The following is a 26,856-nucleotide window of genomic DNA, read 5'->3' on the forward strand; positions in this document are numbered from 1 at the left end:
ATGGGGCTTTTTAATGCCTACTAAAAAACTTTCTGATTAAGCAAAGGTTATTAAAGAAAATGATTTTTAGTTATTATCACTTTATTAATTTTTAAGATAAACTTTCAAAACCTCATCCACCCCTTCTCATTTAATCTTTTGAGATGTTTAGCAACAAATAAAAATTAGGATTACTTAGCTATTAATTTACACTTAATTTCTAAAGTTCAGAATTTAATAACAATCTAACGCAATTATTTAAAGCAAAATTATTAATCTTATTAAAACCGACTCAAAAACACGTTAGATTATCAGTTCAATTTAATTGCTTTAGTTAATGGTTGAATATAATTATCATCACCATCTACAATTGATTCATCAATATACATAATATATAAAACATTCATATTCTTCAGAAATAATTTTATTTTAATTTTCCTAATATCATTTAAATTACTGAACTGTTCATAAGCGGATTCATCAAAAATTAAATTAAAATTCAACTCCTCATCAAAATATGAAGAAATATCATATCCTTGTCCATGGCTATAAATTTCACATTTAATTAAATTAGCAGTATCAGGATAAGTATTAATCAATTCACCATCCCAATTCCTTCCTTCAATGTTACATTTAACTAATCTTTCTTTTATAGAGATTTTTAAAAAAAATTTATTTATCTGCCATTCACCTACTAACCTTTTTAAAAAAGAGTATTTTAAGTCATAGTTATATTTGCATAAAATTGATGTTTTTATTGAATTTATTACATATTTATTCATTTTTTTTACAAATGAACTATCACCAAACCCTTGATCACAATTCAAATAAACTGCTAATAAAGATTCTGAAATGTGATTTTTTGATATGCAAAATGGCATATGTTCAAAAAAATTATATTTCTTGGTATAGATTGAATATTCCTTATATTCACTATCAAAATCATCTGAATAATAAACATTAATAGCTAAAATTTGTGTGAGTTTAAAATCCAAAGTCGATCTTAAAATATTTGTATAATAAGTAGTTTTTACATTCCTAAAATTTAAAATTTTATCTTCATTCTGATCAACCATTTTTAGTATCTGATACAGCATTCTAAAATAGTGTCCTATATCAGTATTATACATATGGATAATTTTTTTACTTTCTTCTAGTGTCTTAATAATTGAAAACTCATTAATTCGTTCTATCTCCCCTAAAATTTTATTTTTTAAATCATCGTCAATTTTATCTTTAATTTTCTCCAATGTTTCAAGCATTAAAAAAAACTTATTATCAAAATTGTCTTGATCTGATTTTTTCCTTTCAAAATTAAGTGTTTTTGCCAAAAAAATTAATGAGCCTGCTGTAAAAATAATTCCTAATGTGCCACTTATAAAACTTCCCAAATATCCATAATTTACAATTGTCTGATCATTTTCACTTATACTTATTGTAGGAATAATAGAAGCAAAGTAAGTCACTCCGAGTAAAAATAGTATCAACAGAATAGGAATTATATAAGCATAAAAAGTAATACTTAAAATAGTTTTTATATCATGTAAATTCATAGAACCTCTAAAAAGTATTATTCTCAAAAACTAAGGGCTGATTAATCAGCCCTTAGTTTTAACTCAATTTAATTTATTTTTCAATAAATTAGCTTAATTGAGCAGCAGCAATTTTCTTCGTATCAATGTCTTTCGCAGCATCTGTATACTCGCCCATCTTGTCGAAGTTCAAGTATTGATAGATGTCAGCAGACATGCTGTCGATTTGAGCAGCATATTGTTGATACTCTTCTGGAGAAGGTAATTTACCAAGCACCGCAGCAACAGATGCAAGCTCAGCAGAAGCTAAGTAAACATTTGCGCCTTGACCTAAACGGTTCGGGAAGTTACGTGTAGAAGTCGATACACAAGTTGTGTTCGGAGCTACACGTGCTTGGTTACCCATACATAATGAACAACCTGGCATTTCAGTACGCGCGCCAGCTTTACCATAAATGTTATAGAAACCTTCTTCCATCAATTGATGTTCGTCCATACGTGTTGGTGGAGCCAACCATAAACGAGTAGACAATGAACCACCAGGTACTTTATCAAGTAATTTACCAGCAGCACGGAAGTGACCAATATTCGTCATACAAGAACCAACGAACACTTCATCGATCTTAACGCCTTGAACGTCAGAAAGAAGTTTAGCGTCATCTGGATCGTTCGGGCAGCAAAGAACTGGTTCTTTAATGTCAGCAAGATCAATTTCATACACTTTAGTGTATTCAGCATCAGCATCAGCTTGAAGAAGTGATGGATTTGCTAACCATTTTTCCATGTTCTCAACACGGCGTGCCATAGTACGTGCATCGCCATAACCTTGAGAAATCATCCACTTCAACATTGTGATGTTAGAGTTCAAGTATTCAGCAACTTTCGTTTCAGAAAGTGTGATTGAACAACCAGCAGCAGAACGTTCAGCAGAAGCATCAGAAAGTTCGAATGCTTGCTCTACAGTTAGGTCAGTTTCCATTTCTGTTAAGTCGATTTCTAAGATACGACCAGAGAAAATGTTTTTCTTACCTTTTTTCTCTACAGTTAAGTCACCCGCTTGAATCGCGTAGTAAGGAATTGCATGTACAAGGTCACGTAGCGTGATACCAGGTTGCATTTTACCTTTGAACTTAACAAGTACCGACTCAGGCATATCCAACGGCATAACACCAGTTGCAGCAGCAAACGCGACTAGACCAGAACCCGCTGGGAATGAAATACCAATTGGGAAACGTGTATGTGAGTCACCACCAGTACCAACTGTATCTGGAAGAAGCATACGGTTTAACCAAGAGTGAATAATACCGTCACCTGGACGTAATGAAACACCACCACGGTTCATGATGAAATCAGGAAGCGTATGTTGCATTTGAACGTCAACTGGTTTTGGATATGCAGCTGTGTGACAGAAAGATTGCATCACAAGATCAGCAGAGAAACCTAAGCAAGCTAAGTCTTTCAATTCATCACGAGTCATCGGACCAGTCGTATCTTGCGAACCAACAGTCGTCATTTTCGGTTCACAGTAAGTACCTGGACGAACGCCTTGACCTTCTGGAAGACCACAAGCACGACCAACCATTTTCTGAGCTTGAGTAAAGCCTTTACCAGTGTTTTCAGGTTGAACTGGAACACGGAATAAAGTAGATGCTGGAAGACCTAAAGCTTCACGCGCTTTAGTTGTCAAACCACGACCAACGATTAAGTTGATACGACCACCCGCACGAACTTCGTCAAGAAGAACAGGCGTTTTCAACTCAGATTCAGCGATTTGCTCGCCTGCTTTAAATGCAGTTACTTTTGCAGCAGCATGATCAATTTTAAGAACGATTTCATCGCCCATGTTCATGTTAGCAACATCAATCTCTACAGGTAATGCACCAGCATCTTCCATTGTGTTGAAGAAAATTGGAGCGATTTTAGAACCTAAGCAGTAACCACCGTCTTTTTTGTTCGGGATGTGAGCAATGTCATCACCAAAGAACCAAAGCACTGAGTTAGTCGCAGATTTACGAGAAGAACCCGTACCAACAACGTCACCAACATAAGCAACTTGGTTGCCTTTTGCGATGAGTTCTTTGATTTGGTTTAATGGACCAACTTCACCAGGAACTTCTGGGTTGATACCATCACGTACGTTTTTAAGCATTGCGTTTGCATGCAATGGGATATCTGGACGGCTCCAAGCATCTTGTGCAGGAGACAAATCATCAGTATTTGTTTCGCCAGTTACTTTGAAAACAGTAAGTTTGATTTCTTCTGGAACGTCTTTACGGCTAGTAAACCATTCAGCATCAGCCCAAGATTGCATAACGGCTTGTGCATTTGCATTACCCGCTTTGGCTTTTTCAGCAACGTCATGGAACGCATCAAATACAAGAAGCGTTTTTTTCAATGCTTCAGCAGCTAAGCTTGAAAGTGCAGCATCATCAAGCAATTCAACCAAAGGTGCTACGTTATAACCACCAAGCATAGTACCTAGTAAGTAAACCGCACGCTCTTTAGAAACCAATGGAGAAGTCGCTTCACCTTTAGCAACAGCAGTCAAGAAAGCAGCTTTTACATATGCAGCTTGGTCAACACCTGCTGGAACACGGTTTTCAAGCAAATCTACTAAAAATGCTTCTTCACCCGCTGGTGGATTTTTTAGTAATTCAACCAAGTCAGCAGTTTGAGCATCGTCAAGTGGCTTCGGTGGGACTCCGAGTGCGGCACGTTCTGCAACGTGTTGGCGGTAAGCTTCTAGCACGGTGTAATTCCTCTTTTTAAAAATTTACCTGTGAATTCCTGCTTATTAAAGCTTCACAGGCAATATGGACTGTCAAATTTTACTAAAAATCAAGCCAAAAGTTAATGCAATGAGCGTATTAATTCGTGATGACCATTATTTTATAAATAAATACTCATCACTTTTCGCTTCATTTAACTACAGATCTACACAGTACGCTTTCATCAGACGTTTATGTAAATTATTTCTCAAATTAATTTGAAAAAGCTCTAAAAATATAATCTTTGTAAAACATGAACTTCACTTTAATAAGATTGAAGTTATGTTTACCTTGCCTTTAGACTATTTCAGCCATAAAAAAAGCAACATATGTTGCCTTTTTTTTAGAACAAAGTACATTCCACCTTAGTGGACTGTCGTACTGTCTACATACTTTTGGAATTCTGTACGACAACCTTCAAATTTCATTTGCACTTCATCTTCATGAAACATTGAATGTTCAGTACACGCAAATGAAATTTTCACTTGGTATAACTTTGCTCGTTCATCAATGACTTCTTGGAAAAAAACTTGATCACCTAAACTCAGCACATAATGACTGCCGCTAATCACAGCGACACCATTGTCATCTTCTAAGAGCAAATCTGCATTATGTAAATAAGCAACTACTTCCATTGTCTCACTCCTATGCTACTTTTTGTTTTCTATTTCTATATTGTATATATGCTTTTCAATTTTTATGCTAATCATTTTTTGTGACGAGGCTTGTCGATTACTTATATATTCTCGATAACTCAACATAAAAAAACCACGTCATCGTAATCTTTATTCAAAAATACACTTAAATGGTTTAAAAGAATCAGGACTCAAAAGCCTGCATGTACTGATTACTCAAACTTCACGTTTCTAATGTACACAAATCGTATTCTTTCATTGTCTGCTAACCAAGCATATCGCCTGCTGTTGTGCTTTAAGCCATAAAAAAACCGCTCCTTAGAACGGTTTATAATCTGGCATTTTTGTCGGATCATGCGGTGTATTTAGACATTGTTCAAATGCTTCGTTCTTAAACTTTGCTTGAACTGCATCTTTATCCGCTTTTAGCTCTGCATCTGATAATGCATAGACTTTCTCTAAATACTCAAGTACAAAGCCCTTAGTTGTTGGATCAGTGACTTTATTTGCATATTCAATTGCTTCTTTCTTGGTAATCCCATTTTGACGATCTAAAGTAATAGAACGTGCAGCATTACCAATACTGGTACAGTAACCTTTCCAAATTTCTTCAGGAGTTGCAGGCTTTTTCTCAGTACAACCCGCCATCAATAAAACAGTGCTTATCGCACCTAAAATTACGAACTTCTGCATTAAAAAATCTCCAATTCCACACTATGATACTTAATTTTTCAGTAAATTGGAGAGTTTCTTGCTTTGAAATCTTACATTCCTCGCCAATCCACACGTGCATTGCGCTCAGTGGCGTAAATTCTTTTCACGTATTGCCCTAAAGGCAGTTCTAACAAATGTTGGCTAAATTCGGTAAATTCTTGAGAAATATTTTCTGCATATTCCTTTTCCCATGGTGTCGCAGGTAATTCTAATAACGGTGCAAGAATTGAACATACTGAAATATCTGCCAAACCAAGGCGATCACCAACAAAATAGCGACAACCGTTATCAATCAAGATCTTATTTAAACTGTCTATCGTCAGCTCTAAATTGTATTTAGATTCTTCGACTTTCTCTTTGTCCAATTGATAACTTTTTGAAACCATGGTTTTAAGAATAGGCTTTGAAATTTTTTCAAATTGACGTAAATAGCCTTTTTCACCAATCATAATTTCTAATGGTTCATCGCCTTCTGCTAAAGCATGTGCCAATCCCCAACGGCGTACATGAATACCTAACTCATTGGCAATCAAATCAATTTCTAAGGTTTTTTCGCGAAGCGTGTGATCTGTACGAAGCAGTCGATGTTCAGGATAAACGTCATCTAGATACAATGCGATTTGAGTCGACCCCGCAATAAAACGTTCTCCATCTTTTAAAATAGGCAGCTTGTTTTGCCCTGTTTTAAGTTGTGCAAATGCACGATGGACACCTGGGATTAAATTCTGCGCAACAAAATCCAATTCTTTATGATCAAGCAACCAACGGGCTTTTTCACAGTAATGCGAGAGTGGGAATTGGTACAACGTACGCATGTAGTCTCCAAATTATTTTTTTAATTAAAAGCTTAGATAAATCTAAAAGTTAAGATTAATCCTGAGTAATCTTGTGTACTTTAGACATTCATCACCTGAATTACAATGTACTTTTTACTTCAATCGCTCGTCATATGACCCAATGCTTATTCTATGGTTATATCAGTTTCTTTATTCTTTATTCGTGATAGGAATAACAAAGCTGCTTCAGACTAAGAGTTCGACCAGAGAAATTCAAAACAAGTTATAAATTTCAATTATTTAACATATATTCAATATTAAAAAACTTTGCGATTTTTATCCTAACAATAATTTTAGATAAGTTAAGCACAATAGTTCGTTTAATTTTTACCACAATATTGCTTAGCGTTTTGGTATCTATTGAAAGGTGCCAATATGTCTAGTTTGAATTCTTCTACCTCAGCCTTTGTGATCCAAAACGATCAACAAGCGATAAATGCAGCTTACCAAGTTGCTGATTTTGCTTTGGTAGAACGAAATATACGTGATCAACAACGAATTTTACCTGTTGATGTCATACAAGAATTAAGCCTCAAAGGATTAGGTGGAATTCGTATTGCCAAAAAATATGGTGGTGCTCAAGTTTCAAATAAAACCCTTGCGCATGTTTTCCGTATTTTATCCAAGGCAGATGCCAGTGTTGGACAGATTCCTCAAAATCAATTTGGCTTGTTAAATGCCATTGAGCATATTGCCAATCAACAGCAAAAACAGTTTATTTATACTGAAATTTTAAATGGTAAACGGCTTTCTAATGGTGGCCCAGAACGCAATACCAAAGATACCCGCACCATTGAAACACGTTTAGAACAGATCAATGGTCAATACCTTTTAAATGGTGAAAAGTTTTATTCAACGGGTTCATATTTTGCCGATTGGTTGGCGATACGCGCAATTCACCCAGATGGTCATATTGTTTTAACAATTATTGATGCGAAAGCTGATGGTGTTGAAATTGTTGATGATTGGGATGGCTTTGGACAACGTACAACGGCAAGTGGCACAGTACGTTTAAAAAATGTTGTGGTTCACCCAGATCTTATTATGGATGAAAAACCACTTGCCGATGCGTCAAAATATCGTGGGGCGTACTCACAACTGATTCAGGTTGCGATTGATGTTGGCATTGCAGAAGCTGCATTTGCAGATACTTTATCTGCAATCCATAAAGCGCGTCCAATCATTGATGCCAATGTGGATAAAGCCAGTTTTGAAGCGTATACCTTACAAGAAGTCGGTAAGCTAAATATCTTACTCGATGCATCTATTTTATTGCTCGATGAAGCTGCAGAATATTTAGATCAATTAGATTCACAAGACACCGTAAGCCCTGAACAAGCCAGTAAAGCCTCCATTATTGTTGCTGAGGCAAAAGTGTATGCCAACGATGCAGCACTCCTTATCTCTGAAAAGCTACTTGAATTAGGCGGAAGTCGTTCAAGCCTAGAAACTCATAATCTCGATCAACACTGGCGTAATGCTCGTGTACATACCTTACATGACCCTGTGCGTTGGAAACTTCATGCCATTGGAAATTATTACTTAAATGGTACGCAAAATCAGCGCCATGCGTGGATTTAAAGTTAAACGACTTTGTTACTTAACAGGGAAATATATATGACAACTTATCAAGATATCAATAAAACATTGGATGTAAACAATCATCCCTTTGCGCAAGCACATATTATTCAAAATGATCAAGAGGCTTTAGAAATCGCGCAACAATTGAGTCAGCAATTTAAACAAAATGCAGTACTCCGTGATGCTGAAAGAATTTTACCTTTTGATGAGGTTGAAGCTTTTAGTCAATCAGGGTTATGGGCGATCACAGTACCGCGGCAATATGGTGGTGCGGAGGTATCTAGTCATACTGTCGCTAAAATAATTGCTTTATTCAGCGGTGTAGATGGTTCTATTGGTCAGATTCCACAAAACCATTTTTATGCACTGGAAGTATTACGTAATACGGGTACAGAGCAGCAAAAGGAAAAACTCTATAGTGAAGTACTTCAAGGCGCTCGTTTTGGCAATGCGCTCGCTGAATTTAAGACCAAGACTGCTGCACAAAAGCATACCCAAATTAGTCAAACTGAACATGGTTATGTGGTCAATGGGGAAAAGTTCTATTGCACGGGCAGTCTATTTGCCCATCGTATTCCGACATTAGTCCGTGATGCTGAAGAACGTGAATATTTGGCTTTTATTTCTGCAGATGCACAAGGCTTACAACGTATCAATGATTGGTCAGGCTTTGGACAAAAAACCACAGGCAGTGGCACCGTTAAATTCAATCAAGTTTTTGTTGAATCTGAATATGTCATTCGTTTTGACACTGCATTTTCTAAACCCACCCTCGTTGGCCCATTTGCACAAATTATGCATGCTGCGATTGAAACAGGCATTGCGCGTGCAGCATTTGAAGAAACAATAGAACGGGTTAAAAAAGCACGCGCATGGATTGATGCCAATGTAGAACGTGCAGACCAAGATCCACTGACCATTTATGAATTAGGCCGTGTTGCTGCTGATGTAAGAGCAAGTGAGGTTTTATTAAAACAAGCTGCTCAATCTATTGATGCAGCAAAACCACAACCTACAGTTGAAAATATTGCCAAAGCCTCACTAGATGTGGCTAAAGTCCGTGCACACAGTACAGAAACAGCATTAAAAGCGTCTTCAAAATTGATCGAGTTGGCTGGAAGTCGTGGTAGTCAACGTGCCGATGGTTTAGATCGACATTGGCGCAATGTACGGGTACATACACTGCATGATGCATCACGCTGGAAATATTATTTTATTGGAAACTATGTATTAAACAACATCCTTCCACCACGCAGAGGGACATTGTAATGACAATTACATCTCAACATACAGCACCTAAAAAACAAATCTTACTCAATGCTTTTGACATGAACAGTGTCGGCCATATCAATCACGGTTTATGGACCCATCCACGTGATGAATCTCATCGTTTTAATGAGCTCAATTACTGGACTGATCTCGCCAAGACTTTGGAGCAAGGTTTATTTGATGGGTTGTTTATCGCAGACATTACCGGTGTTTATGATGTCTACCAGAATGGTATAGATTTAACCTTAAAAGAGTCCATCCAACTGCCGAGTCATGACCCATCTACCCTGATTTCCGCAATGGCAGCGGTAACCAAAAATCTAGGTTTTGGCGTGACCGTAAACTTAAGTTATGAAACACCGTACCAATTCGCACGGCGCTTCGCGAGTTTAGATCATCTGACACAAGGTCGGATTGGCTGGAATATTGTGACGGGGTATTTGGACAGTGCTGAACGCTTAATTGGGCAAAAAGGTTTAAAAGATCATGACTTACGTTATGAACAAGCTGAAGAATTTTTAGAGCTTTGCTATAAGTTTTGGGAAGGTTCTTGGGAAAATGATGCAGTACAAAAAGATAAGCAAAAGCGTATTTTTACTGATCCTAAAAAAGTTCATCAAATTAACCATCAAGGGCGCTTTTATCAAAGCCAAGGTGTTTTCCAAGTCTCACCTTCACCACAGCGTACCCCTGTGCTCTTTCAAGCAGGCGCTTCACCACGCGGTTTAGCATTCTCCACACGCCATGCAGAATGTGTCTTTATTGGAGGTGATCAACCTGCAAAAATCAAACAACAAGTGGATAAGATTCGAGAATTGGCTGTGCAGCAAGGCCGTAATCCAGAAGATATTAAAATCTTTGTGGGAATCACAGTGGTTACAGCAGAAACAGATGAATTAGCACAAGAGAAATTAGCTGAATATGCCCGCTATGCAAGTCCAGAAGCAGGTTTAGCACATTTCTCAAGTTCAGTCGGTATAGACCTCTCCAAATATGCTGATGATGAAGCCATCCCATATCAACAAACCAATAGTATTGCTTCAGTCAATAATAAATTTAAGGAAAACCAGATCACGCCTAACGATCTTAAAGCACAGCATCAACTCGGTGGTCGTTATCCTCTGATCGTTGGAAGCGGTGAAACAATTGCTGAAAAATTAATTCAGTTGATTGATGAAACAGGTATTGATGGCTTTAACCTAACTCGTACTGTTGCGCCTGAATCACATCATGACTTTATTCGTTTTGTTATTCCTGAACTGCAACAACGTGGCAGATTTAAAACCAAATATGAAAATGGTTCTTTACGCAACAAAATCTTTAAACAGGGTGATCATTTAACCCAACAACACCCTGCTGCTGATTTTCGATGTCAAAACTCAAATCATAACAACAGCATCGAAACGGCAGTTCAGCAAAAGCAAACTGCCTAAATAACCTAATCAGCAAACATGATGAATTGAATAATTTCACTTTAAGGGGTGTCACATGACTCAAATAAACTCACCTGCAAATGGTAATCCATCCAAAAAATCAGGCTCCAAGAATAAATTTATTTTGCTTGGTGTGATCATTATTGCAGTGATTGCAGGACTTTTTTATTGGAACCAACATAAAAAAGCCGGTTCAGAAGAAATCACCATTGGTATTAGCCCACCCTTTGCCAAGCCTTTACAGGTTGCAGCAGAGGAAGCCAAGAAACAAGGGATTCATATTAAACTGGTGGAATTTTCAGATTGGAACACACCGAATATCACACTAAATCATGGTGATATTGATGCAAACTATTTCCAACACCAACCATTTTTAAGCAATGCGTTAAAAGAAACTGATTTTAAACTGAAACCGATTGCCACAGGTGTTGCAACTCATGTGGGCTTATATTCTAAAAAATATGATTCTTTAGCGGCGGTACCTGAAAATGCACGTGTAGTAATTCCAAATGACCCAGTCAACCAAGGTCGTGCACTGTTACTTTTACAACAGGCTAAACTCATCACCTTGAAAGATCCGAATAACCATTTATCAAACTTACAAGACATTAGCTCAAATCCTAAAAACTTTAAATTTATTGAAGTTGAAGGACCTCAAACTGCGCGTGCTGTAGATGATGCTGATTTAGTATTTAGCTACCCACTTTATTTACGTCTTGCAAAAACCATTGATCCAAACAAAGCATTATTACTCGATGATAATACCAATACACGTTATGCCATCTTGTTTGTTGTAAAAGATGACTATGAGCAAAAGCACCCAGAAAAAGCCAAACAGTTAAAAGAGTTTGTAAAAATTTACCAAACTTCAGACAAGGTCAAACAGGCTTTAAATGATGATATTGGTGAAAATTTATGGTTCCCAGGTTGGAAATAAGGAATAACTCATGTCCCAAGTTTCCAAACTCAAAAACAAGAACCTGCTGATTGGTCTTGCTGTTGTCATCGTATTATTAGGACTTTTTGCCTATCGTTATGTACAAAATCAACAAAAGGATAATGTACTCACGATTGGCATTAGCCCACCTTATGCCGAATTACTACAAACGGTTGCCAAAGAGGTAGAGAAAGATGGTATCCATGTCAAACTGGTCGAATTTTCAGATTGGCAAGCACCCAATGTTGCGGTACAAAACCGTGACATTGACGCTAACTTTTTCCAACAAAGTGTTTTTTTAAAGAATGCCATTAAACAAACCAATTACGATTTGCATGCTTTTGGTACAGGTAGCGGCAGTCATGTCGGTTTATATTCAAAACAATATAAATCCTTAGCGGCTTTACCTCAAAATGCTCGTGTTGTCATCCCGAGTGACCCCGTCAACTCTGCGCGTGCTTTGATCTTGTTACACCGTGCGGGGTTAATTCAAATCAAAGACATCAACAATGAACTTTCCACACTTCAAGATATTGTTTCAAACCCAAAACAGTTGAAGTTTTTAGAAGTTGAAGGTCCACAAACAGCTTTAGCTTATGATGATGCAGATCTGATTTTTGGTTTTCCGCATTACTTAAATATGGCAAAAAAAGCCGATCCGCATAGTGCCCTGTTTTTAGATCCCATTGATAAAAAGTACGCCATTCTTTTTGTGACACGTACCGATTATCAAGACAAAAATCAAAAGTTAGAGAAATTTATTCAAGCTTTCCAAAACTCACAGCAAGTTCGAGATATTTTAGATAAAGATTTCGGCAAAGATATGTGGTTTGCAGGCTGGAAATAAGGAGAATAGAAATGGTGAGTTTCGGTTCGCATGTTGATTTTTCAGTCCCTCATATCAAAATTCGTGATCTGAATAAATACTATGATGGGCAAGATCAACAGATCCATGCGTTAAAAAATATCAACTTAGATATTCCTCAAGGCAAGATTTTCGGCATCATCGGTAAAAGTGGCGCAGGTAAATCTTCCTTGATCCGAACCTTAAATGGTTTAGAAGGTATTTCTGAGGGCAGTATTCATATTCATCAACAAAATTTGGCTGAACTCAGTCATGCTGAGTTGATTCAAACACGTCAAAGAATCGGGATGATTTTTCAGCATTTTAATTTAATGTCTGCCAAAACAGTTTGGGACAATGTGGCTTTGCCCTTAAAAATTGCCCATGTCGATAAAGCTGAAATTGAAACACGTGTCAACGATGTTTTAGAACTGGTCGGATTGGGAAATAAAGCGCATAACTACCCTTCACAGCTGTCTGGTGGTCAAAAGCAACGTGTTGGTATTGCTCGTGCGCTGGTGCATCATCCTGAAATTTTATTATGTGATGAAGCTACGTCTGCACTTGATCCTGAAAGTACCTCAGTGGTGTTATCTTTGCTGAAAAAAATCAATCGAGAATTGGGGATTACCATTGTTTTAATTACCCATGAGATGCAAGTGATTCGTGAAATTTGCGATCAAGTGGTGGTGATTGAACATGGTGAAATCGTTGAGTCAGGACAAGTCTGGTCCGTGTTTTCACAGCCTCAGCAGAAAATCACACAAGAATTGTTAAACCTAGAACAACTCGATTTGCCCTTCCCAGTGCATACAGAGCTGCAACAAGATTCAACCCATAGCATTTTAAAACTACGTTATGAAACCGATCCGAAAAATTCACCTGATTTAGTGGAACTTTTTCAAGTTTTTGAAGAATCCGTACATTTATATCAAAGTCATATCGACAATATCCAAAACCATTTGATTGGAACGCTGATTGTCGGTACTGAACAAACCCATTTAGACCTGCATAATTTACAAGAAAGGTTAAAACATCAAATTGCGCAAATAGAGGTGCTTGGCTATGCAAGACCAACTCATTGATTTATTGCTGACCGGAACCATAGATACCTTACTGATGGTTGGCGTATCTGCCATTGTTGCCTTTTTGATTGGCTTACCTTTGGCAGTGATTTTGGTCAATACATCTGAACAAGGGATTTATCCATCTAAAAAGATTAATCATGCATTAGGCACGGTGATCAACATTACCCGATCTGTTCCCTTTTTGATTTTAATGGTGGCGCTGATTCCTTTAACCCGTTGGATTGTCGGAACCAGTTACGGAGTCTGGGCAGCTGTTGTTCCATTAACTTTAGCCGCGACACCTTTCTTTGCCCGTATTGCAGAAGTTAGCTTACGTGAAGTGGATCAAGGTCTAATTGAAGCTGCACAAGCGATGGGCTGTAACCGTAAGCAAATCGTTTGGCATGTACTTTTACCTGAAGCGTTACCCGGCATTGTGGCAGGTTTTACAGTCACAATTGTCACCATGATTAACTCCTCTGCAATTGCGGGTGCAATTGGTGCTGGTGGCTTAGGTGATATTGCCTACCGTTATGGTTATCAACGCTTTGATATGCAAATGATGTTTGCTGTGATTGTGGTCTTGGTGGCTTTGGTCATGATCGTTCAAGCATTTGGTGACAGTTTGGCAAGTCAGTTGGATAAGCGGAAGATTTAAGTTTTTCCAATTAACTTCATTTGCATCAATATAAATAAAATAGATTCCGCTTTTGCCTTGTTGAATTATACAAGGCTTATCCATCTGTAGGGCGACATGGATGTCGTTGTTGGATGCAGGACAGTAACTTTGCTCAATTTGACCCACTTATAAAAATCATACTAAAACTATTGTCACTCCCCTAGAATGCTCATTTTGTTCAATAAAAGTGCTGATCTCAGGCAAATATGTAGCACTTGATATATTTGAGATGATCTGATTTTAAAACTTATAGGTCGCAGACCTGACTTTGTCATGGCTTTCATGTAAAATCATCCGCAATTTTTATATAACACTTTGTGAGTTATTTCATGGGTTTTAATTGCGGTATTGTCGGCTTGCCGAACGTTGGTAAATCTACACTTTTCAATGCATTGACTAAAGCTGCTATTGCTGCGGAAAACTTCCCATTCTGTACCATTGAACCAAATACAGGCATCGTACCTGTACCTGATCCACGTTTAGACAAATTAACAGCCATTGTTAAACCACAACGTGTTATTCCAACTACGATGGAATTTGTAGATATTGCAGGTTTAGTTGCGGGTGCATCTAAAGGCGAAGGTTTGGGTAACCAATTCCTTGCAAACATCCGTGAAACTGATGCAATTGCACACGTTGTACGTTGTTTTGAAGATGAAAACGTAATTCATGTAAATGGTAAAATTGATCCATTAGATGATATTGCAACGATTAATACTGAACTTGCACTTGCTGACTTGGAAACTGTAACTAAAGCCGTTACACGTTTGGCAAAATCTGCAAAAAGCGGTGATAAAGAAGCCCTTGCAACAAAAGCAGTTTTAGAAAAAATTCTACCTTTACTTGATGAAGGCAAGCCAGCTCGTGCAGCTGATTTAGATGATGATGAACGTAAACTTGTGCGTGGTTTTGGTTTAATGACATTAAAACCGACCATGTATATCGCAAACGTTGCAGAAGATGGTTTTGAAAATAACCCACACCTTGAAGCTGTGAAAAAGTTAGCTGCTGAGGAAAATGCAATCGTTGTTCCGCTTTGCAACCAAATCGAAGCTGAAATTTCATTGTTGGATGATGAAGATCGTGCTGAATTCCTTGAAGCATTAGGCATGGAAGAACCAGGTCTAAATGTGGTGATTCGTGCAGGTTATAGCTTACTTGGCTTACAAACTTACTTTACAGCAGGTGTTCAAGAAGTGCGTGCTTGGACTGTAAAAGTGGGTGCAACTGCACCTCAAGCTGCGGGTGTAATCCACACTGACTTTGAGAAAGGCTTTATTCGTGCAGAATGTATCGCTTATGACGATTTCATCCAATACAACGGTGAAAACGGCGCTAAGGAAGCAGGAAAATGGCGTTTAGAAGGTAAAACTTACATCGTTCAAGATGGTGATGTCTTGCACTTCCGTTTTAACGTATAAGCAGATCTCATGCTTTGATGAGACAGGTTGAAGACTTCTTCAACCTGTTTTTTTTCATCATAGAATCTTTCGCTGGTTCTAGTTTGGTTTATAAATGTCTGACGAATATTTAAAACTTGTTTTCTAAATGTAGATTCAACGATCTTTTGATTGATTTGCGGATCACTTTCACCATTCTCCTTATCGATCTAATTTTAACTCTGCTTTTTAATGAAACACGTATTCAGGTTTTTATAAAAAAATATCAACATTTAAAATTACAATATTCCAGTAAATATACGCGATATTTATTTACATCTTAAAACGCACCAAGCCTCTATCGCTAAGCCCCTGCCTCAATTGATCATTTCTATTTTGAAATCAGCTACACAATAATAAAGTTAAGTAGGTTGCACTTTTGATGCTCATATATAATAATGATAATTATTAGCATTATCACTATACTTAACATCACAGGATTGATTCATGGCTTACTCGCTTCCACAACTGCCTTATGCATACGATGCACTTGAACCTAATATTGATACAAAAACAATGGAAATCCACCATACCAAGCACCATCAAACCTATATCAATAATATCAATGCCACAGTTGAAGGCACAGCATGGGAAAAGTTGTCGATTGAAGAACTGGTTTCAAAAGTGAATGAAGTTCCTGCTGATCTTAAAAATAGCGTAATTAATAATGGTGGTGGGCATGCTAACCACTCTTTATTCTGGACAGTAATGAGCCCTCAAGGTGGTGGAGAGCCAATTAAACAAATCGCTGAAGCAATTGACAGAGATATTGGAGGTTTTGAAAACTTTAAAGAAGCCTTTACTAAAGCAGCACTGACACGATTTGGTAGTGGCTGGGCATGGTTAAGCGTAACCCCTGAAAAGAAAGTCATCGTAGAAAGCAGTGCCAATCAAGATTCACCACTGATGAATGGCAATATCCCGATTCTGGCTTTAGATGTCTGGGAACATGCTTATTATTTAAAATACCAAAACCGTCGTCCCGAATATATTGCGGCATTTTATAATGTTGTGAATTGGGAAGAAGTGAATCGCCGTTATTTAGAAGCAATCCAATGAAATACTATACAGACCATATGACGATGCCAATGTTCAATTCTTCACTGATTAAAAAAATAAAATTTTATATTGGTTGCGCCATTTTTTTCTTTGGTTTAGTGATATTTATCAAAGAATTCTTATTCTAAAACAAACAAAAATATAGAAGTCGATACCCTTTAAGTCAGTTTAAATTACTGACTTAAAGGGTTTTATCATGAACTAGATTCTTTATCTTTCAAATTATTTCGCGTGTAAAGCGTCTAATGATTTTTCATCCATTGCAGTACGTTGCTTTCTGGCTTCTGCTAGCATTTTTTCTTGTAAATCTTTACGAAAACCCAGCAAGAATACAAACTCAGCTAAGACAAATAATGGACCAATCGCTAAACCGACTAAATCATCAACAAATGCAGGTTTTTTCTTTTCATAAAAATGCCCTACAAATTGGAATACCCATCCTACAACAAAAGTACCAATGCTGATACTTAGCCAAGTTCCCATGCCTAATTGAGCAATTTTATAGGCAAATGGATAGGCTACTGCATAAATAAGCAACATTAAAAAGCCGAATAATTTATCCAGACTAAAATAATAAATCACACTTAAAACCATTAGAATCAATGCCAAAGTGATTTCAAAACCTGAAAGCATCACCCCTGCTCTAGCCGTTAGACACATGATTGAAAATACGATCATCGGAATACCAATAAAATGCGTAAATACATTTTTATGGTCTAAATGATAAGCTGCGTACTGGCTAAGAAGTTGCTCTAATCTGTTCATTTTCAGCGTCCTTGTTAATCTCTTCATTTCACTATATAAAAGCGCTAAGATAAAAGTTGTCGTCTAGCTGACAAGTTGAATTGATTTTTCATTTAAATTTGCAAAGAAGTAAATAACAACAGCTTTCACAATAAATTTATTGATACATTATGGCCAGTGACTCTGTCATATTCACGCTAAATTGCTGCCCTTAAAGGAGGATTGTAAATGGTTCTACTCAGTGCTTATCGCTACTGATTTTATCTAAGGAACTTTCTATCCTACTGACTATGCTGTTAGATATATTTGAAAATCAAAGCAAAGATTAACAATGATACATAAAAGGACATATTGTGCTGAATTCAACGGACCTTGAATTATTATCAAAGAATTTATGGTATTCACAACTGCCTATTCCTTTTCAACAATTGATTCAACAACAAGCCCATTATCAAAAATTTGAGCGTGATCAAGCGATTTTCAGATCAGGCGATCTATTTAATGGCATCTATGCGGTCTTAGATGGTCGGGTACGCTTAGGCTATATTGATATTGAAGGAAATGAATCCGTTGCTGCTATTGCAGAACCGATTATGTGGTTTGGAGAAATTTCTTTGGTGGATCAGCAACCACGTTCTCATGATGCCATTGCTGTTGGAAAATGTTTAATTTTACATCTCCCCAGCCAAGCGATTCAGAAAATTTTAAATGACTATCCGCAATATTGGTTCCATATCGCCCAATTGACCAGTCAAAAACTTCGCTTTGCTTTTTTAGAACTCATTTCAATTCAAACCCAGCATATACGACAACGATTAGCTCAGCGTTTGATGTTTATCTTAAACGGCTATGGCAATCATATCTGTATTGAAAATAACATCATTCATTTATCTCAAGAACAATTGGCATTGCTGCTCAAATGCTCACGTCAGACCATTAATCAAGAATTACATTTACTCGAACAACAAGGTGTTTTAAAAATTGCCTTTAAAAAAATAGAAATATTAGATATCAATCAATTACATTCTATTGCTCACTCACTCGGCCAACTCTAATTTAACTCATCACTTTTCCACTTTTAGACAAATATTAAATTCACCTTAAACAGCTGGAATATATAATCATTTTATAAATAAAATATACAAATAATCTATTCTACTTTGTGAAAAATACAATTATATTTTAGCGAGGCGCTAATGCCATCTCAATAAAAGTTGAAATAAATGAAAAAAATCACAACATTGCTCACAGCGGGATTATTCACTGTACTTAGCGCTTCTGCTTTTGCTTGCCCTAAAGGTACAACATTGGTTGGTGGTACAGGCCCAAACCATAAAGGTGGCAAATGCGTCGCTGCAAATCCTGCAGCTCAAGCGACTCAAAAAGCGACGGCTGCAAGCACAAAAGCCAAAACTGATGCAACTCAAGCAAAAGACAAAAGTGTAGCTGCAACAAAAGCTGTTGAAGCGAAACCGAAAGAAGCAGCGACAAAGCTAAAAACTGAAACTGCTGCAAGCAAAGCAAAAGCTGAAGCAACAACCAAAGCAGTGAAAAATGACGCTGCTGCAAAATCAACTGCTGCTAAAGACAAAGCAGTGAAAACAGCATCGACCAATCCGTTAAAACCTTAAGTAACACCGAACGTACTGAACATAGATCTGTATCAATAAAAAAATGGCGCATATTTGCGCCATTTTTTCTAAAATCTTTTAAAAAATATTATTATTTGCTTTGGTATTACCTAAACTTGGATTTTCAATTGCATCTTTGCACTGGGCTTTATCACGTTCATATTGCGCTTGATTTTTTTGCATTTCACCATCTTTTTCCAATGTCGATCTTGCCCAAGTATCTAAACTGGTCATGGCTTTACGACACAACGCGTATTTACCTTCTGTCACTGAATCGGTCATTTTGACATTGATACGCCAGTCGGTACTTAATTTCCGTAAAGGTTTACGTACATTGTCTTCAATCAAATTTAATTGCTTACGGTAGACAAAGGGTTCCACCTGATTGATCAGTTTCCATGCTTCGTTGGCATAGGTTGTCGCATCATTGGTTAGTTTTGGCGCAGCTTTAATTTCAACTTTTTCTTTAGGTTCAGAAGATGAATTACCACATGCTTGTAAACCTAAAACACCTAACACCAAGGTCATACTCAATAATAATTTCGACTGATTTGCGAACATAAAGTTACGCCTAAATAAACATTTCGCTACTATGCTAGTAAATTCGGGTAGAATACACAATCTTGATTTTACCTTTTGTTTTACTCTCGTTTTAGGTGTCCTGTGTCAGAGCACAATCCTTCAGTCCAAACTGCTGGCTTTTGGCAAGGCGCTAAAGACAGTCAAGCCATCATCTTTACTTATCTGCCTGTATCTTTTGCCTTTGGTGTATCCGCGACCCAATTTGGTTTTAGTGCATGGGAAGCCTTATTTCTATCTTGCTCTATGTACGCTGGTGCTAGCCAATTTCTTGTGGTTGCATTATTGGGCAGTGGCACATCTATTTGGATGACAGCACTTACAGTCATTGCACTGGATATTCGCCATGTACTTTATGGGCCAGCCTTACAAAACCTGATTCAAGACCGTTTAAACCTAAAAAAGACCGCAGTATGGGCATGGGGTTTAACCGATGAAGTTTTTGCGGCTGGAATGATTAAACTTTCCCAACGTCGTCAGGAATGGTCAGAGTCTTGGATGTTAGGACTCAGCTTGTTTAGCTGGATGTCATGGGCCTTAGGTTCCTTTTTAGGTGGTTTATTTGCAGATCAAGTCAGCGACTTGCCGCAATTTTTACAAGCCGCTTTAGACTTCTTGTTACCTGCATTGTTCTTAAGCTTCTTACTAGCAGCCTTTGAGAAAAAACATACTTTTGTGGTTGCCGTATCTTTAGTGGTTTCCGCATTGGCCTGTTATTTTATCAACATGTCGGCAGCAATTTTTATTGGGATTGCATCTGGGATTTTAGCGGGATTATTTAAACATTATGTTTTAAAGCAAACTGATGAAGTGAGTATTTAAAATGGATTTACAGATTATCTTGGTGGGGATATTGGTCGGTATTGCAAATTTTGCTTCACGCTTTGGTCCATTCTATCTGCTGCAAAAAAGCCAACAACACACACAAACTCGTGGCGCAACATGGTTAAAAATTGCATTAGGCAGTATTGGAATTGCAGCAATCAGTTCAATGTTAATTGTCGCCACTCTTCCAGCATTGATCGAAACTCCAAATAAAAGTTTTGCGATGTTGGTGGGCTTTCTTGTACTCACAGGATTGTATTTTAAATTTAAAAGAATCGTTTTGGCGACACTCACAGCAGCATTGGCCTATGGCTTGGTCTATACCTATCTGTAGTTTTGTTGATTAAAGCATATTTTAATGCATCAGCAGATCAGCGTGTAAATTTAAAGTCTTTCGGATTTAAAATGCTTTCATCTAATTAATTTACAATAAAAAACCATGTGAATTAATTAGTTGTGTATGATTGCTTTCAAATAAAATATTTAAAATACGCAACTTGATATGTTTATCGCACACTTACCTTCTGGCTATATACTGGCTAAACTTTTACTCAAGAAATTTAAACAGACAAAAATCACCAATAAAGCTTTTTTTACGCTGATTATGCTTGGTGCAATTTTTCCTGATATTGATCTATTCTATTTCTATTTATTCGATCATAGATCGGTACATCACCATAAGTATTTTTTACATTGGTTTTCATTTTTGATTCCAATCTTTCTAATCGCTTTATTTTATTTCATCCATTCAAAATACACGGCTAAACCTGCCCTGATGATCAGTCTTTTTTCGGGTGCTGCCCTGCTACATATCGGCTTGGATACTTTTGTAGGTGATGTTTGGCTTTTTGCACCGTTTATTGATCAACCCTATGTGTTTTTTGAAGTCAGCTCACGTTATCAGCCGTGGTGGCTAAACTTTATTCTGCATTGGTCGTTTTTTGTAGAATTACTGATCTGCCTCATTGCGTTGATTCTGTTGGTTCGTAAAAAGAATTGATCAAAAATTATTGATCAGTTTTCTTGCGCAAATTCAAAGCCACTTCATTTGTAGTGGCAAACCGCCTATAAGCTAAAAACTTTATAAAAAAATCTGTTAGACAATATCATTATTTTATGTCAATCAGCCCTTAACACACGCCTGAGTTCTGCTATGCTAACAGTCCATAAGACAAGCATGGAAGAATAGCATGAGCGTTACTATTGGTACCCCACTTCAATCATCTGCATTTAAAGTTTTACTGTTAGGTTCAGGAGAGCTTGGTAAAGAAGTGGTGATTTCATTACAACGACTTGGTGTTGAAGTTCACGCAGCAGACCGCTACGAAAACGCACCTGCCATGCAAGTTGCTCATTTCTCTTATGCCTTAAACATGGCAGATGCAACAGAATTAAAAGCTTTAATTGAAAAAGTAAAACCCAATCTTATTGTTCCAGAAATTGAAGCGATTGCTACTCAAGTATTAGTCGAAATCGAACAACAAAATATTGCAACCGTGATCCCTTCGGCAAAAGCAGTGAATTTAACCATGAACCGTGAAGGGATTCGTCGTTTAGCGGCGGAAGAACTTGGTTTACCCACTTCCGCTTACCGTTTTGCCAATACCTTAGAAAGCTTCCGTTCTGCATGTGATGACATTGGTTATCCGAACTTTGTTAAACCTGTAATGTCTTCCTCTGGTAAGGGGCAATCTCGTGTCAAAGAATATGCAGAAGTAGATGCGGCTTGGGAATATGCTCAAACTGGCGGTCGGGTAAATCAAGGTACAGTCATCGTTGAGTCACAAATTGACTTTGATTTTGAAATCACCTTACTCACTGTACGTTCGAAAAATCCAGAAACAGGTGAAATTGAAACCGCTTATTGTGACCCAATTGGGCATCGTCAAGATTCAGGCGACTATGTAGAAAGTTGGCAGCCCCAAGCAATGACAGAAGCAGCTTTAAATGAAGCCAAACGCATTGCCAATAAAGTCACTGTAGCACTTGGTGGCTGTGGGATTTTTGGGGTAGAACTGTTTGTAAAAGGTGATAAAGTATGGTTTAGTGAAGTATCACCGCGTCCACACGATACAGGCTTAGTCACACTTGCATCACAATTCCAAAGCGAATTTGAATTACATGCACGTGCAATTTTGGGTTTACCTGTCAATACTGAACGACATAGTATTGCTGCAAGTGCTGTAATCTATGCAGGTGTAGATGCAAAGAATCTTTCATACGCTGGCTTAAATCTTGCTTTGCAAAATCCTGCGACAGACTTACGCCTGTTCGGTAAACCTGAAGGATTTAAACGTCGTCGTATGGGCGTGGCAACAGCACGTGCTGAAACAACAGACCAAGCACGTGAACTTGCACAAGAAACGGCTGCAAAAGTCACTGTTCATTTAAACAACTAGCCAATATATTTGCGGACAAGACATCCATGATCAACACCTCTCCTCTGTTGGAATATGTAACTGATATACATGACATTAAAGCGATTAATCAATGGCGTAGCGATGTTGAGCAACAGTTAAATGAGGCCTATGATCATGGTACAACAATACGCGAAATTGTCCGTACCCGTTCAAATGTGGTAGATGAAGCCCTTATGTTTCTCTGGAAGCATTCAGGGCTAGATCAAACAGATCTCGGTTTATTTGCTGTTGGTGGCTATGGGCGACGCGAAATGTTGCCCTATTCCGATGTCGACATCATGATTCTTTCAGAAGAAGATCTTTCCCCTGAACAAGAACAAACGGTGACGCAATTTATTTCTACACTTTGGGATGTGGGGAATTTTAAACCGGGTGTCAGTGTACGTACCATCCGAAGTTGTTTTGAACAAGCCACCAATGATCTCACTGTGGCAACCTCGCTGATTGAAGCGCGATTAATTATTGGCAATCAACATCTGGCAAGATGGCCTCGTCGTGTCGTTTCCCAAACTTGGACAGATAAGACTTTCTTTGATGCCAAGATGGATGAACAAGCGCAACGTTATGCGCAACATAACAATACTGAAAGTAATTTAGAACCCGATATTAAAAATGCACCCGGTGGTATTCGGGACATTAACCAAATTGGCTGGATTGCCAAACGGCATTTCCGAGTCAATCGTATTTACGACTTGGTTCATTTGGGTTTTATTTCTGAATTTGAATTGGGCGTCCTAGAAGAAGCTGAAAACTTTCTTTGGGAAATCCGCCATCATTTACACCGTTTAACCAAACGTGATGAAAATCGCCTATTGTTTGATTATCAACGTGATATTGCAGCTAAATTTGGCTATACACGAGAAGATGATCATCATCCAAATTATCCAATTGAACAGTTCATGAAGCGTTATTATCGTACCGCGCAACAGGTTTCGACCTTAAATGAAATGTTATTGGCTTATTTTAATGAATCGGTGATTACCCCACGCTTACCCGACTATGAACGTAAAATCGAAAATATTAACGAACATTTTAAATTGGTTGATGGCAAGCTTGCCGTTCAACAACATAAAACCTTTTCCGAAAATCCAAGCGCTATTTTAGAAATTTTCTATATCTTAGCGAATCGCCCTGAAATCGAGGGTATTCGTGCACGTACATTGCGTCTTTTGACTTTAGCGGCAAAACGCATTGATCAAGCATTTCGTGATAATCCGACCCATCAAGCATTATTCATGGCGATCATCCGCTCTCCATATCGTTTATATGAAACCATGGTGGCAATGAAGCGTTATGGTGTATTAGGAAATTATATTCCTGCATTTGGTCAAATCATGGGGCTGATGCAATATGACTTGTTCCATATTTATACCGTCGATGCACATACCTTACTGTTAATTCGTAACTTAAATCGTTTTAAAGAACCCGGCTTTGCCAAAGACTATCCTGTTGTCAGTTCTGTATTTCAACGCTTAGTCCGTCGTGACATCGTATTCCTTGCTGCATTATTCCATGATATTGCCAAAGGCCGTGGTGGAGATCACAGTGAACTTGGCGCTGAAGATGCAATTGAATTCTGTCTTGCGCATGGGTTTACTGAGCGCGAATGTAATCTGGTTGCTTGGCTCATCCAAAATCATTTACTGATGTCGATGACCGCACAGAAAAAAGATATTTCTGACCCAGATGTGGTGAAAGAGTTTGCTGAAAAGCTTGGTGATATGGAGCATTTAGATTATCTCTATACGCTGACAGTTGCCGATATCAATGCCACCAATCCAAAACTTTGGAATACATGGCGCTCTTCTTTGATGCGTCAACTCTATACCCATGCGCGTGATGTAATTCGTTCTGGTTTGGGTCGACCTGTTGATTATCAAATGCTGATTGAAGATACCAAATTCTCTGCAAGCGAAGTCTTGGTGGATGAGTTTCCACTCGATCAAGTTGAAAAGGTTTGGCAAGAGCTTGGGGACGAATACTTCCTTAAAGAATCCGCAGATGAAATTGCATGGCATACTCGCGCCATTTTGCAACACGGCGACAACCCTGCACCATTGGTGCTCATGCGTGCGCACCGTAAAGCAGCACAAGATGCTGTACAGATCTTTATTTATACTCAAGACCAACCCAATCTGTTTGCCACTACAGTGGCAATTTTGGATCGTATGAATCTGGATGTCCAAGATGCACGGATTATCACTGCAACCAAAGCCTTTAGTTTAGATACTTATGTGGTCTTGGATCGTTTCGGTACCTTATTAACCGATCCTGAACGTGAAGAAACAGTCAAACAGGCGTTAATTAAAGCCTTAAGCGAATCAGATAAATATCCGGGTTTGATGCAACGTCGTATTCCACGTCAACTTCGCCACTTCGATATTGAAAATACCGTGGATGTAACACTTAACGAAGCTTTGCAGCAAAATATGGTAGAAATCTCTACCCTCGACCAACCGGGCTTACTTGCACGCGTTGGTGGTTTATTTATGATGCAAGGTTTAGACATACATTCTGCTAGAATCGCCACGCTGGGTGAAAAAGCAGAAGATATTTTCTTTGTCACCAAAAAAGATGGCACCCCCCTCACTGAAGCTGAGGCTGAAGTCTTTACCGCAAAATTAAAAGCGGCATTAGATGAAGCATCAAATCAAATCTGTGGGCAACATTAATCTTACTTTCTATCGTGGTAATTGTTTCATGAACTCTAGTTTGTCTTTATTACATCCTTATCCATTTGAAAAGTTAAGCCAGCTTTTTCAGGATGTAAAACCTGCAGATTTACCTTTGATCCCACTTTCAATTGGAGAACCAAAGCATCCTGCTCCTGAGTTTGTGAAGCAAGCGATCATTGATAATTTTCAGCACCTTTCAACTTATCCAAACAGTAAAGGTTTACCAGAACTTCGTGAAAGTATTGCTCAGTGGCTAACCCGTCGTTTTAAACTGAATGCGATCAGTGCCGAAGATCATGTCCTTCCGGTAACAGGTACACGTGAAGGGATTTTCTCCTTTGTACAGGCCTTGATTAATCGTGATGATGCACCTTATGTAGTAATGCCTAATCCGTTCTATCAGATTTATGAAGGTGCGACTCTTTTAGCTGGTGCCAAGCCATACTTTGTCAACTGTACCGAAGACAACAATTACCTCGGTGATTTTGATGCTGTACCTGCTGAAGTTTGGGAAAAAACTGCACTTTTGTTTGTTTGTACGCCGGGAAATCCTACTGGTGCGGTACTTTCAAAAGCACAATTTAAAAAGCTCATTGCACTTTCTGACCAATATGACTTTGTGATTGCGTCTGATGAATGTTACTCAGAATTGTGGTTTGATGAAGCACCGATCGGCTTATTGGAAGTCTGTGCTGAATTAGGTCGTGACGACTATAAAAATTGTATCGTATTCCATTCTCTGTCTAAGCGTTCAAACCTACCGGGTATGCGCTCAGGTTTTGTTGCTGGGGATGCAAACTTACTTAAACCTTATTTAAAATTCCGTACTTATCACGGCGCTGCAATGCCAGTCCAACATCAATTGGCTTCAATTGTTGCTTGGAACGATGAAACACATGTTGAAGAAAATCGCAGACTGTATCGTGCCAAATTTGAGTTGTTCCAAAATGAACTCGGTCATCTTTTACCATTACAAAAGCCTGATGCAGGTTTCTATTATTGGTTAAAAGTCGATCATGATGAAAACTTTGCCAAAATGTTAATGGAAAAAGCCAACATTAAAGTTTTACCGGGGCGTTATTTGTCTCGTGATACTGAACAAGGCAATCCTGGTGAAGGTCATGTCCGTATGGCATTGGTCGCGGATATTGCTCAATGTGAGCAAGTGATTCAACGTCTAAAAACCATTTTATAAAAATATACTGTTATA

At 38.0% G+C, this 26,856-nt stretch carries 24 protein-coding genes; 17 read left to right on the forward strand and 7 right to left on the reverse strand.

Annotated features, from left to right (window positions below):
• Positions 1-290: 290 nt before the first annotated feature.
• The 5 genes from FHR28_RS10875 to FHR28_RS10895 form a co-directional block, all read right to left on the reverse strand.
• Positions 291-1,532, reverse strand: a complete 1,242-nt coding sequence (locus FHR28_RS10875; protein WP_166782573.1) for a putative phage abortive infection protein — start codon at positions 1,530-1,532, stop codon at positions 291-293.
• A gap of 88 nt (positions 1,533-1,620) precedes the next feature.
• Positions 1,621-4,260 (reverse strand): bifunctional aconitate hydratase 2/2-methylisocitrate dehydratase, encoded by a 2,640-nt coding sequence (locus tag FHR28_RS10880; RefSeq protein ID WP_004720906.1) that lies wholly within the window; start codon positions 4,258-4,260, stop codon positions 1,621-1,623.
• Positions 4,261-4,644: 384 nt separating this feature from the next.
• Positions 4,645-4,914: a hypothetical protein gene (locus FHR28_RS10885; protein WP_004720907.1), complete on the reverse strand. Its 270-nt coding sequence runs from the start codon at positions 4,912-4,914 to the stop codon at positions 4,645-4,647.
• 318 nt (positions 4,915-5,232) lie between these two features.
• Positions 5,233-5,607: a hypothetical protein gene (locus FHR28_RS10890; RefSeq protein WP_004720910.1), complete on the reverse strand. Its 375-nt coding sequence runs from the start codon at positions 5,605-5,607 to the stop codon at positions 5,233-5,235.
• A 71-nt stretch (positions 5,608-5,678) separates the two neighbouring features.
• The gene (locus tag FHR28_RS10895; RefSeq protein WP_004821170.1) at positions 5,679-6,443 is read right to left on the reverse strand and encodes a glutathione S-transferase family protein; all 765 of its coding nucleotides are present in this window, start codon (positions 6,441-6,443) and stop codon (positions 5,679-5,681) included.
• Between the two features lie 396 nt (positions 6,444-6,839).
• Here FHR28_RS10895 and FHR28_RS10900 point away from each other — a divergent pair, with 396 nt between their 5' ends.
• The 9 genes from FHR28_RS10900 to FHR28_RS10940 all read left to right on the forward strand — a co-directional run bounded on the left by FHR28_RS10900 (position 6,840) and on the right by FHR28_RS10940 (position 16,772).
• The gene (locus tag FHR28_RS10900; RefSeq protein ID WP_166782574.1) at positions 6,840-8,045 is read left to right on the forward strand and encodes an SfnB family sulfur acquisition oxidoreductase; all 1,206 of its coding nucleotides are present in this window, start codon (positions 6,840-6,842) and stop codon (positions 8,043-8,045) included.
• 36 nt (positions 8,046-8,081) lie between these two features.
• Positions 8,082-9,314: an SfnB family sulfur acquisition oxidoreductase gene (locus FHR28_RS10905; protein ID WP_166782575.1), complete on the forward strand. Its 1,233-nt coding sequence runs from the start codon at positions 8,082-8,084 to the stop codon at positions 9,312-9,314.
• Positions 9,314-10,747: an LLM class flavin-dependent oxidoreductase gene (locus FHR28_RS10910; RefSeq protein WP_166782576.1), complete on the forward strand. Its 1,434-nt coding sequence runs from the start codon at positions 9,314-9,316 to the stop codon at positions 10,745-10,747. Before FHR28_RS10905 ends, FHR28_RS10910 begins: the two co-directional genes overlap by 1 nt.
• Positions 10,748-10,802: 55 nt before the next feature.
• A complete protein-coding gene (locus FHR28_RS10915; RefSeq protein ID WP_105712791.1) occupies positions 10,803-11,684 on the forward strand; it encodes a MetQ/NlpA family ABC transporter substrate-binding protein in 882 nt (293 codons plus the stop codon).
• A 10-nt stretch (positions 11,685-11,694) separates the two neighbouring features.
• Positions 11,695-12,531 carry a MetQ/NlpA family ABC transporter substrate-binding protein gene (locus FHR28_RS10920; RefSeq protein WP_166782577.1) on the forward strand — a complete coding sequence of 279 codons (837 nt, stop codon included), beginning with the start codon at positions 11,695-11,697 and terminating at the stop codon, positions 12,529-12,531.
• An 11-nt stretch (positions 12,532-12,542) separates the two neighbouring features.
• Positions 12,543-13,613 carry a methionine ABC transporter ATP-binding protein gene (locus FHR28_RS10925; protein WP_105712793.1) on the forward strand — a complete coding sequence of 357 codons (1,071 nt, stop codon included), beginning with the start codon at positions 12,543-12,545 and terminating at the stop codon, positions 13,611-13,613.
• A complete protein-coding gene (locus FHR28_RS10930) occupies positions 13,594-14,253 on the forward strand; it encodes a methionine ABC transporter permease (RefSeq protein WP_004720927.1) in 660 nt (219 codons plus the stop codon). The genes FHR28_RS10925 and FHR28_RS10930 overlap by 20 nt, the downstream gene beginning before the upstream one ends.
• 350 nt (positions 14,254-14,603) lie before the next feature.
• Positions 14,604-15,695, forward strand: a complete 1,092-nt coding sequence (gene ychF / locus FHR28_RS10935) for a redox-regulated ATPase YchF (protein ID WP_004720929.1) — start codon at positions 14,604-14,606, stop codon at positions 15,693-15,695.
• A 465-nt stretch (positions 15,696-16,160) separates the two neighbouring features.
• Positions 16,161-16,772, forward strand: a complete 612-nt coding sequence (locus FHR28_RS10940) for a superoxide dismutase (RefSeq protein WP_151801703.1) — start codon at positions 16,161-16,163, stop codon at positions 16,770-16,772.
• 222 nt (positions 16,773-16,994) lie between these two features.
• On the opposite strand, the gene FHR28_RS10945 is transcribed toward FHR28_RS10940, so the two are convergent.
• On the reverse strand, positions 16,995-17,537 hold the full coding sequence (locus FHR28_RS10945) for a DUF962 domain-containing protein (protein WP_166782578.1): 543 nt from the start codon (positions 17,535-17,537) through the stop codon (positions 16,995-16,997).
• 332 nt (positions 17,538-17,869) lie between these two features.
• Between FHR28_RS10945 and FHR28_RS10950 the strand changes: the two genes are divergently transcribed.
• Both FHR28_RS10950 and FHR28_RS10955 read left to right on the forward strand, forming a co-directional pair.
• The gene (locus tag FHR28_RS10950; RefSeq protein ID WP_004720936.1) at positions 17,870-18,571 is read left to right on the forward strand and encodes a Crp/Fnr family transcriptional regulator; all 702 of its coding nucleotides are present in this window, start codon (positions 17,870-17,872) and stop codon (positions 18,569-18,571) included.
• A 168-nt stretch (positions 18,572-18,739) separates the two neighbouring features.
• Complete coding sequence (locus tag FHR28_RS10955; RefSeq protein ID WP_151956841.1) at positions 18,740-19,147, forward strand: hypothetical protein; 408 nt, start codon at positions 18,740-18,742, stop codon at positions 19,145-19,147.
• A gap of 78 nt (positions 19,148-19,225) precedes the next feature.
• Here FHR28_RS10955 and FHR28_RS10960 read toward each other — a convergent pair whose 3' ends face one another.
• Positions 19,226-19,708 (reverse strand): hypothetical protein, encoded by a 483-nt coding sequence (locus FHR28_RS10960; RefSeq protein ID WP_004720940.1) that lies wholly within the window; start codon positions 19,706-19,708, stop codon positions 19,226-19,228.
• A gap of 102 nt (positions 19,709-19,810) precedes the next feature.
• Here FHR28_RS10960 and FHR28_RS10965 point away from each other — a divergent pair, with 102 nt between their 5' ends.
• The 6 genes from FHR28_RS10965 (at position 19,811) to dapC (ending at position 26,841) form a co-directional block, all read left to right on the forward strand.
• Positions 19,811-20,548: an AzlC family ABC transporter permease gene (locus FHR28_RS10965; protein ID WP_004720941.1), complete on the forward strand. Its 738-nt coding sequence runs from the start codon at positions 19,811-19,813 to the stop codon at positions 20,546-20,548.
• Position 20,549: 1 nt separating this feature from the next.
• Positions 20,550-20,885: an L-valine transporter subunit YgaH gene (gene ygaH / locus FHR28_RS10970; protein WP_151956842.1), complete on the forward strand. Its 336-nt coding sequence runs from the start codon at positions 20,550-20,552 to the stop codon at positions 20,883-20,885.
• A gap of 168 nt (positions 20,886-21,053) precedes the next feature.
• Positions 21,054-21,551 carry a metal-dependent hydrolase gene (locus tag FHR28_RS10975; RefSeq protein ID WP_166782579.1) on the forward strand — a complete coding sequence of 166 codons (498 nt, stop codon included), beginning with the start codon at positions 21,054-21,056 and terminating at the stop codon, positions 21,549-21,551.
• 190 nt (positions 21,552-21,741) lie between these two features.
• Positions 21,742-22,950 (forward strand): formate-dependent phosphoribosylglycinamide formyltransferase, encoded by a 1,209-nt coding sequence (gene purT, locus FHR28_RS10980; RefSeq protein ID WP_004720948.1) that lies wholly within the window; start codon positions 21,742-21,744, stop codon positions 22,948-22,950.
• Positions 22,951-22,976: 26 nt separating this feature from the next.
• Positions 22,977-25,643 carry a [protein-PII] uridylyltransferase gene (gene glnD, locus FHR28_RS10985; RefSeq protein WP_056510738.1) on the forward strand — a complete coding sequence of 889 codons (2,667 nt, stop codon included), beginning with the start codon at positions 22,977-22,979 and terminating at the stop codon, positions 25,641-25,643.
• A gap of 28 nt (positions 25,644-25,671) precedes the next feature.
• The gene (gene dapC, locus FHR28_RS10990) at positions 25,672-26,841 is read left to right on the forward strand and encodes a succinyldiaminopimelate transaminase (protein WP_166782580.1); all 1,170 of its coding nucleotides are present in this window, start codon (positions 25,672-25,674) and stop codon (positions 26,839-26,841) included.
• Positions 26,842-26,856: the final 15 nt, after the last annotated feature.

This window comes from Acinetobacter sp. BIGb0196 (genome assembly GCF_011759595.1).
In the GTDB taxonomy this organism is placed as follows: Bacteria; Pseudomonadota; Gammaproteobacteria; order Pseudomonadales; family Moraxellaceae; genus Acinetobacter; species Acinetobacter guillouiae.

Bases quoted from the DNA above. Each gene is read 5' to 3' on its own strand.
- glnD (WP_056510738.1), top strand. From the start codon at position 22,977: ATGATCAACACCTCTCCTCTGTTGGAATATGTAACTGATATACATGAC.
- FHR28_RS10940 (WP_151801703.1), top strand. From the start codon at position 16,161: ATGGCTTACTCGCTTCCACAACTGCCTTATGCATACGATGCACTTGAA.
- ychF (WP_004720929.1), top strand. From the start codon at position 14,604: ATGGGTTTTAATTGCGGTATTGTCGGCTTGCCGAACGTTGGTAAATCT.
- FHR28_RS10905 (WP_166782575.1), top strand. From the start codon at position 8,082: ATGACAACTTATCAAGATATCAATAAAACATTGGATGTAAACAATCAT.
- FHR28_RS10975 (WP_166782579.1), top strand. From the start codon at position 21,054: ATGTTTATCGCACACTTACCTTCTGGCTATATACTGGCTAAACTTTTA.
- FHR28_RS10890 (WP_004720910.1), bottom strand. From the start codon at position 5,607: ATGCAGAAGTTCGTAATTTTAGGTGCGATAAGCACTGTTTTATTGATG.
- FHR28_RS10925 (WP_105712793.1), top strand. From the start codon at position 12,543: ATGGTGAGTTTCGGTTCGCATGTTGATTTTTCAGTCCCTCATATCAAA.
- FHR28_RS10930 (WP_004720927.1), top strand. From the start codon at position 13,594: ATGCAAGACCAACTCATTGATTTATTGCTGACCGGAACCATAGATACC.
- FHR28_RS10945 (WP_166782578.1), bottom strand. From the start codon at position 17,537: ATGAACAGATTAGAGCAACTTCTTAGCCAGTACGCAGCTTATCATTTA.
- FHR28_RS10895 (WP_004821170.1), bottom strand. From the start codon at position 6,443: ATGCGTACGTTGTACCAATTCCCACTCTCGCATTACTGTGAAAAAGCC.
- ygaH (WP_151956842.1), top strand. From the start codon at position 20,550: ATGGATTTACAGATTATCTTGGTGGGGATATTGGTCGGTATTGCAAAT.
- FHR28_RS10910 (WP_166782576.1), top strand. From the start codon at position 9,314: ATGACAATTACATCTCAACATACAGCACCTAAAAAACAAATCTTACTC.
- FHR28_RS10915 (WP_105712791.1), top strand. From the start codon at position 10,803: ATGACTCAAATAAACTCACCTGCAAATGGTAATCCATCCAAAAAATCA.
- FHR28_RS10875 (WP_166782573.1), bottom strand. From the start codon at position 1,532: ATGAATTTACATGATATAAAAACTATTTTAAGTATTACTTTTTATGCT.
- FHR28_RS10900 (WP_166782574.1), top strand. From the start codon at position 6,840: ATGTCTAGTTTGAATTCTTCTACCTCAGCCTTTGTGATCCAAAACGAT.
- FHR28_RS10960 (WP_004720940.1), bottom strand. From the start codon at position 19,708: ATGTTCGCAAATCAGTCGAAATTATTATTGAGTATGACCTTGGTGTTA.
- purT (WP_004720948.1), top strand. From the start codon at position 21,742: ATGAGCGTTACTATTGGTACCCCACTTCAATCATCTGCATTTAAAGTT.
- FHR28_RS10955 (WP_151956841.1), top strand. From the start codon at position 18,740: ATGAAAAAAATCACAACATTGCTCACAGCGGGATTATTCACTGTACTT.
- dapC (WP_166782580.1), top strand. From the start codon at position 25,672: ATGAACTCTAGTTTGTCTTTATTACATCCTTATCCATTTGAAAAGTTA.
- FHR28_RS10920 (WP_166782577.1), top strand. From the start codon at position 11,695: ATGTCCCAAGTTTCCAAACTCAAAAACAAGAACCTGCTGATTGGTCTT.
- FHR28_RS10885 (WP_004720907.1), bottom strand. From the start codon at position 4,914: ATGGAAGTAGTTGCTTATTTACATAATGCAGATTTGCTCTTAGAAGAT.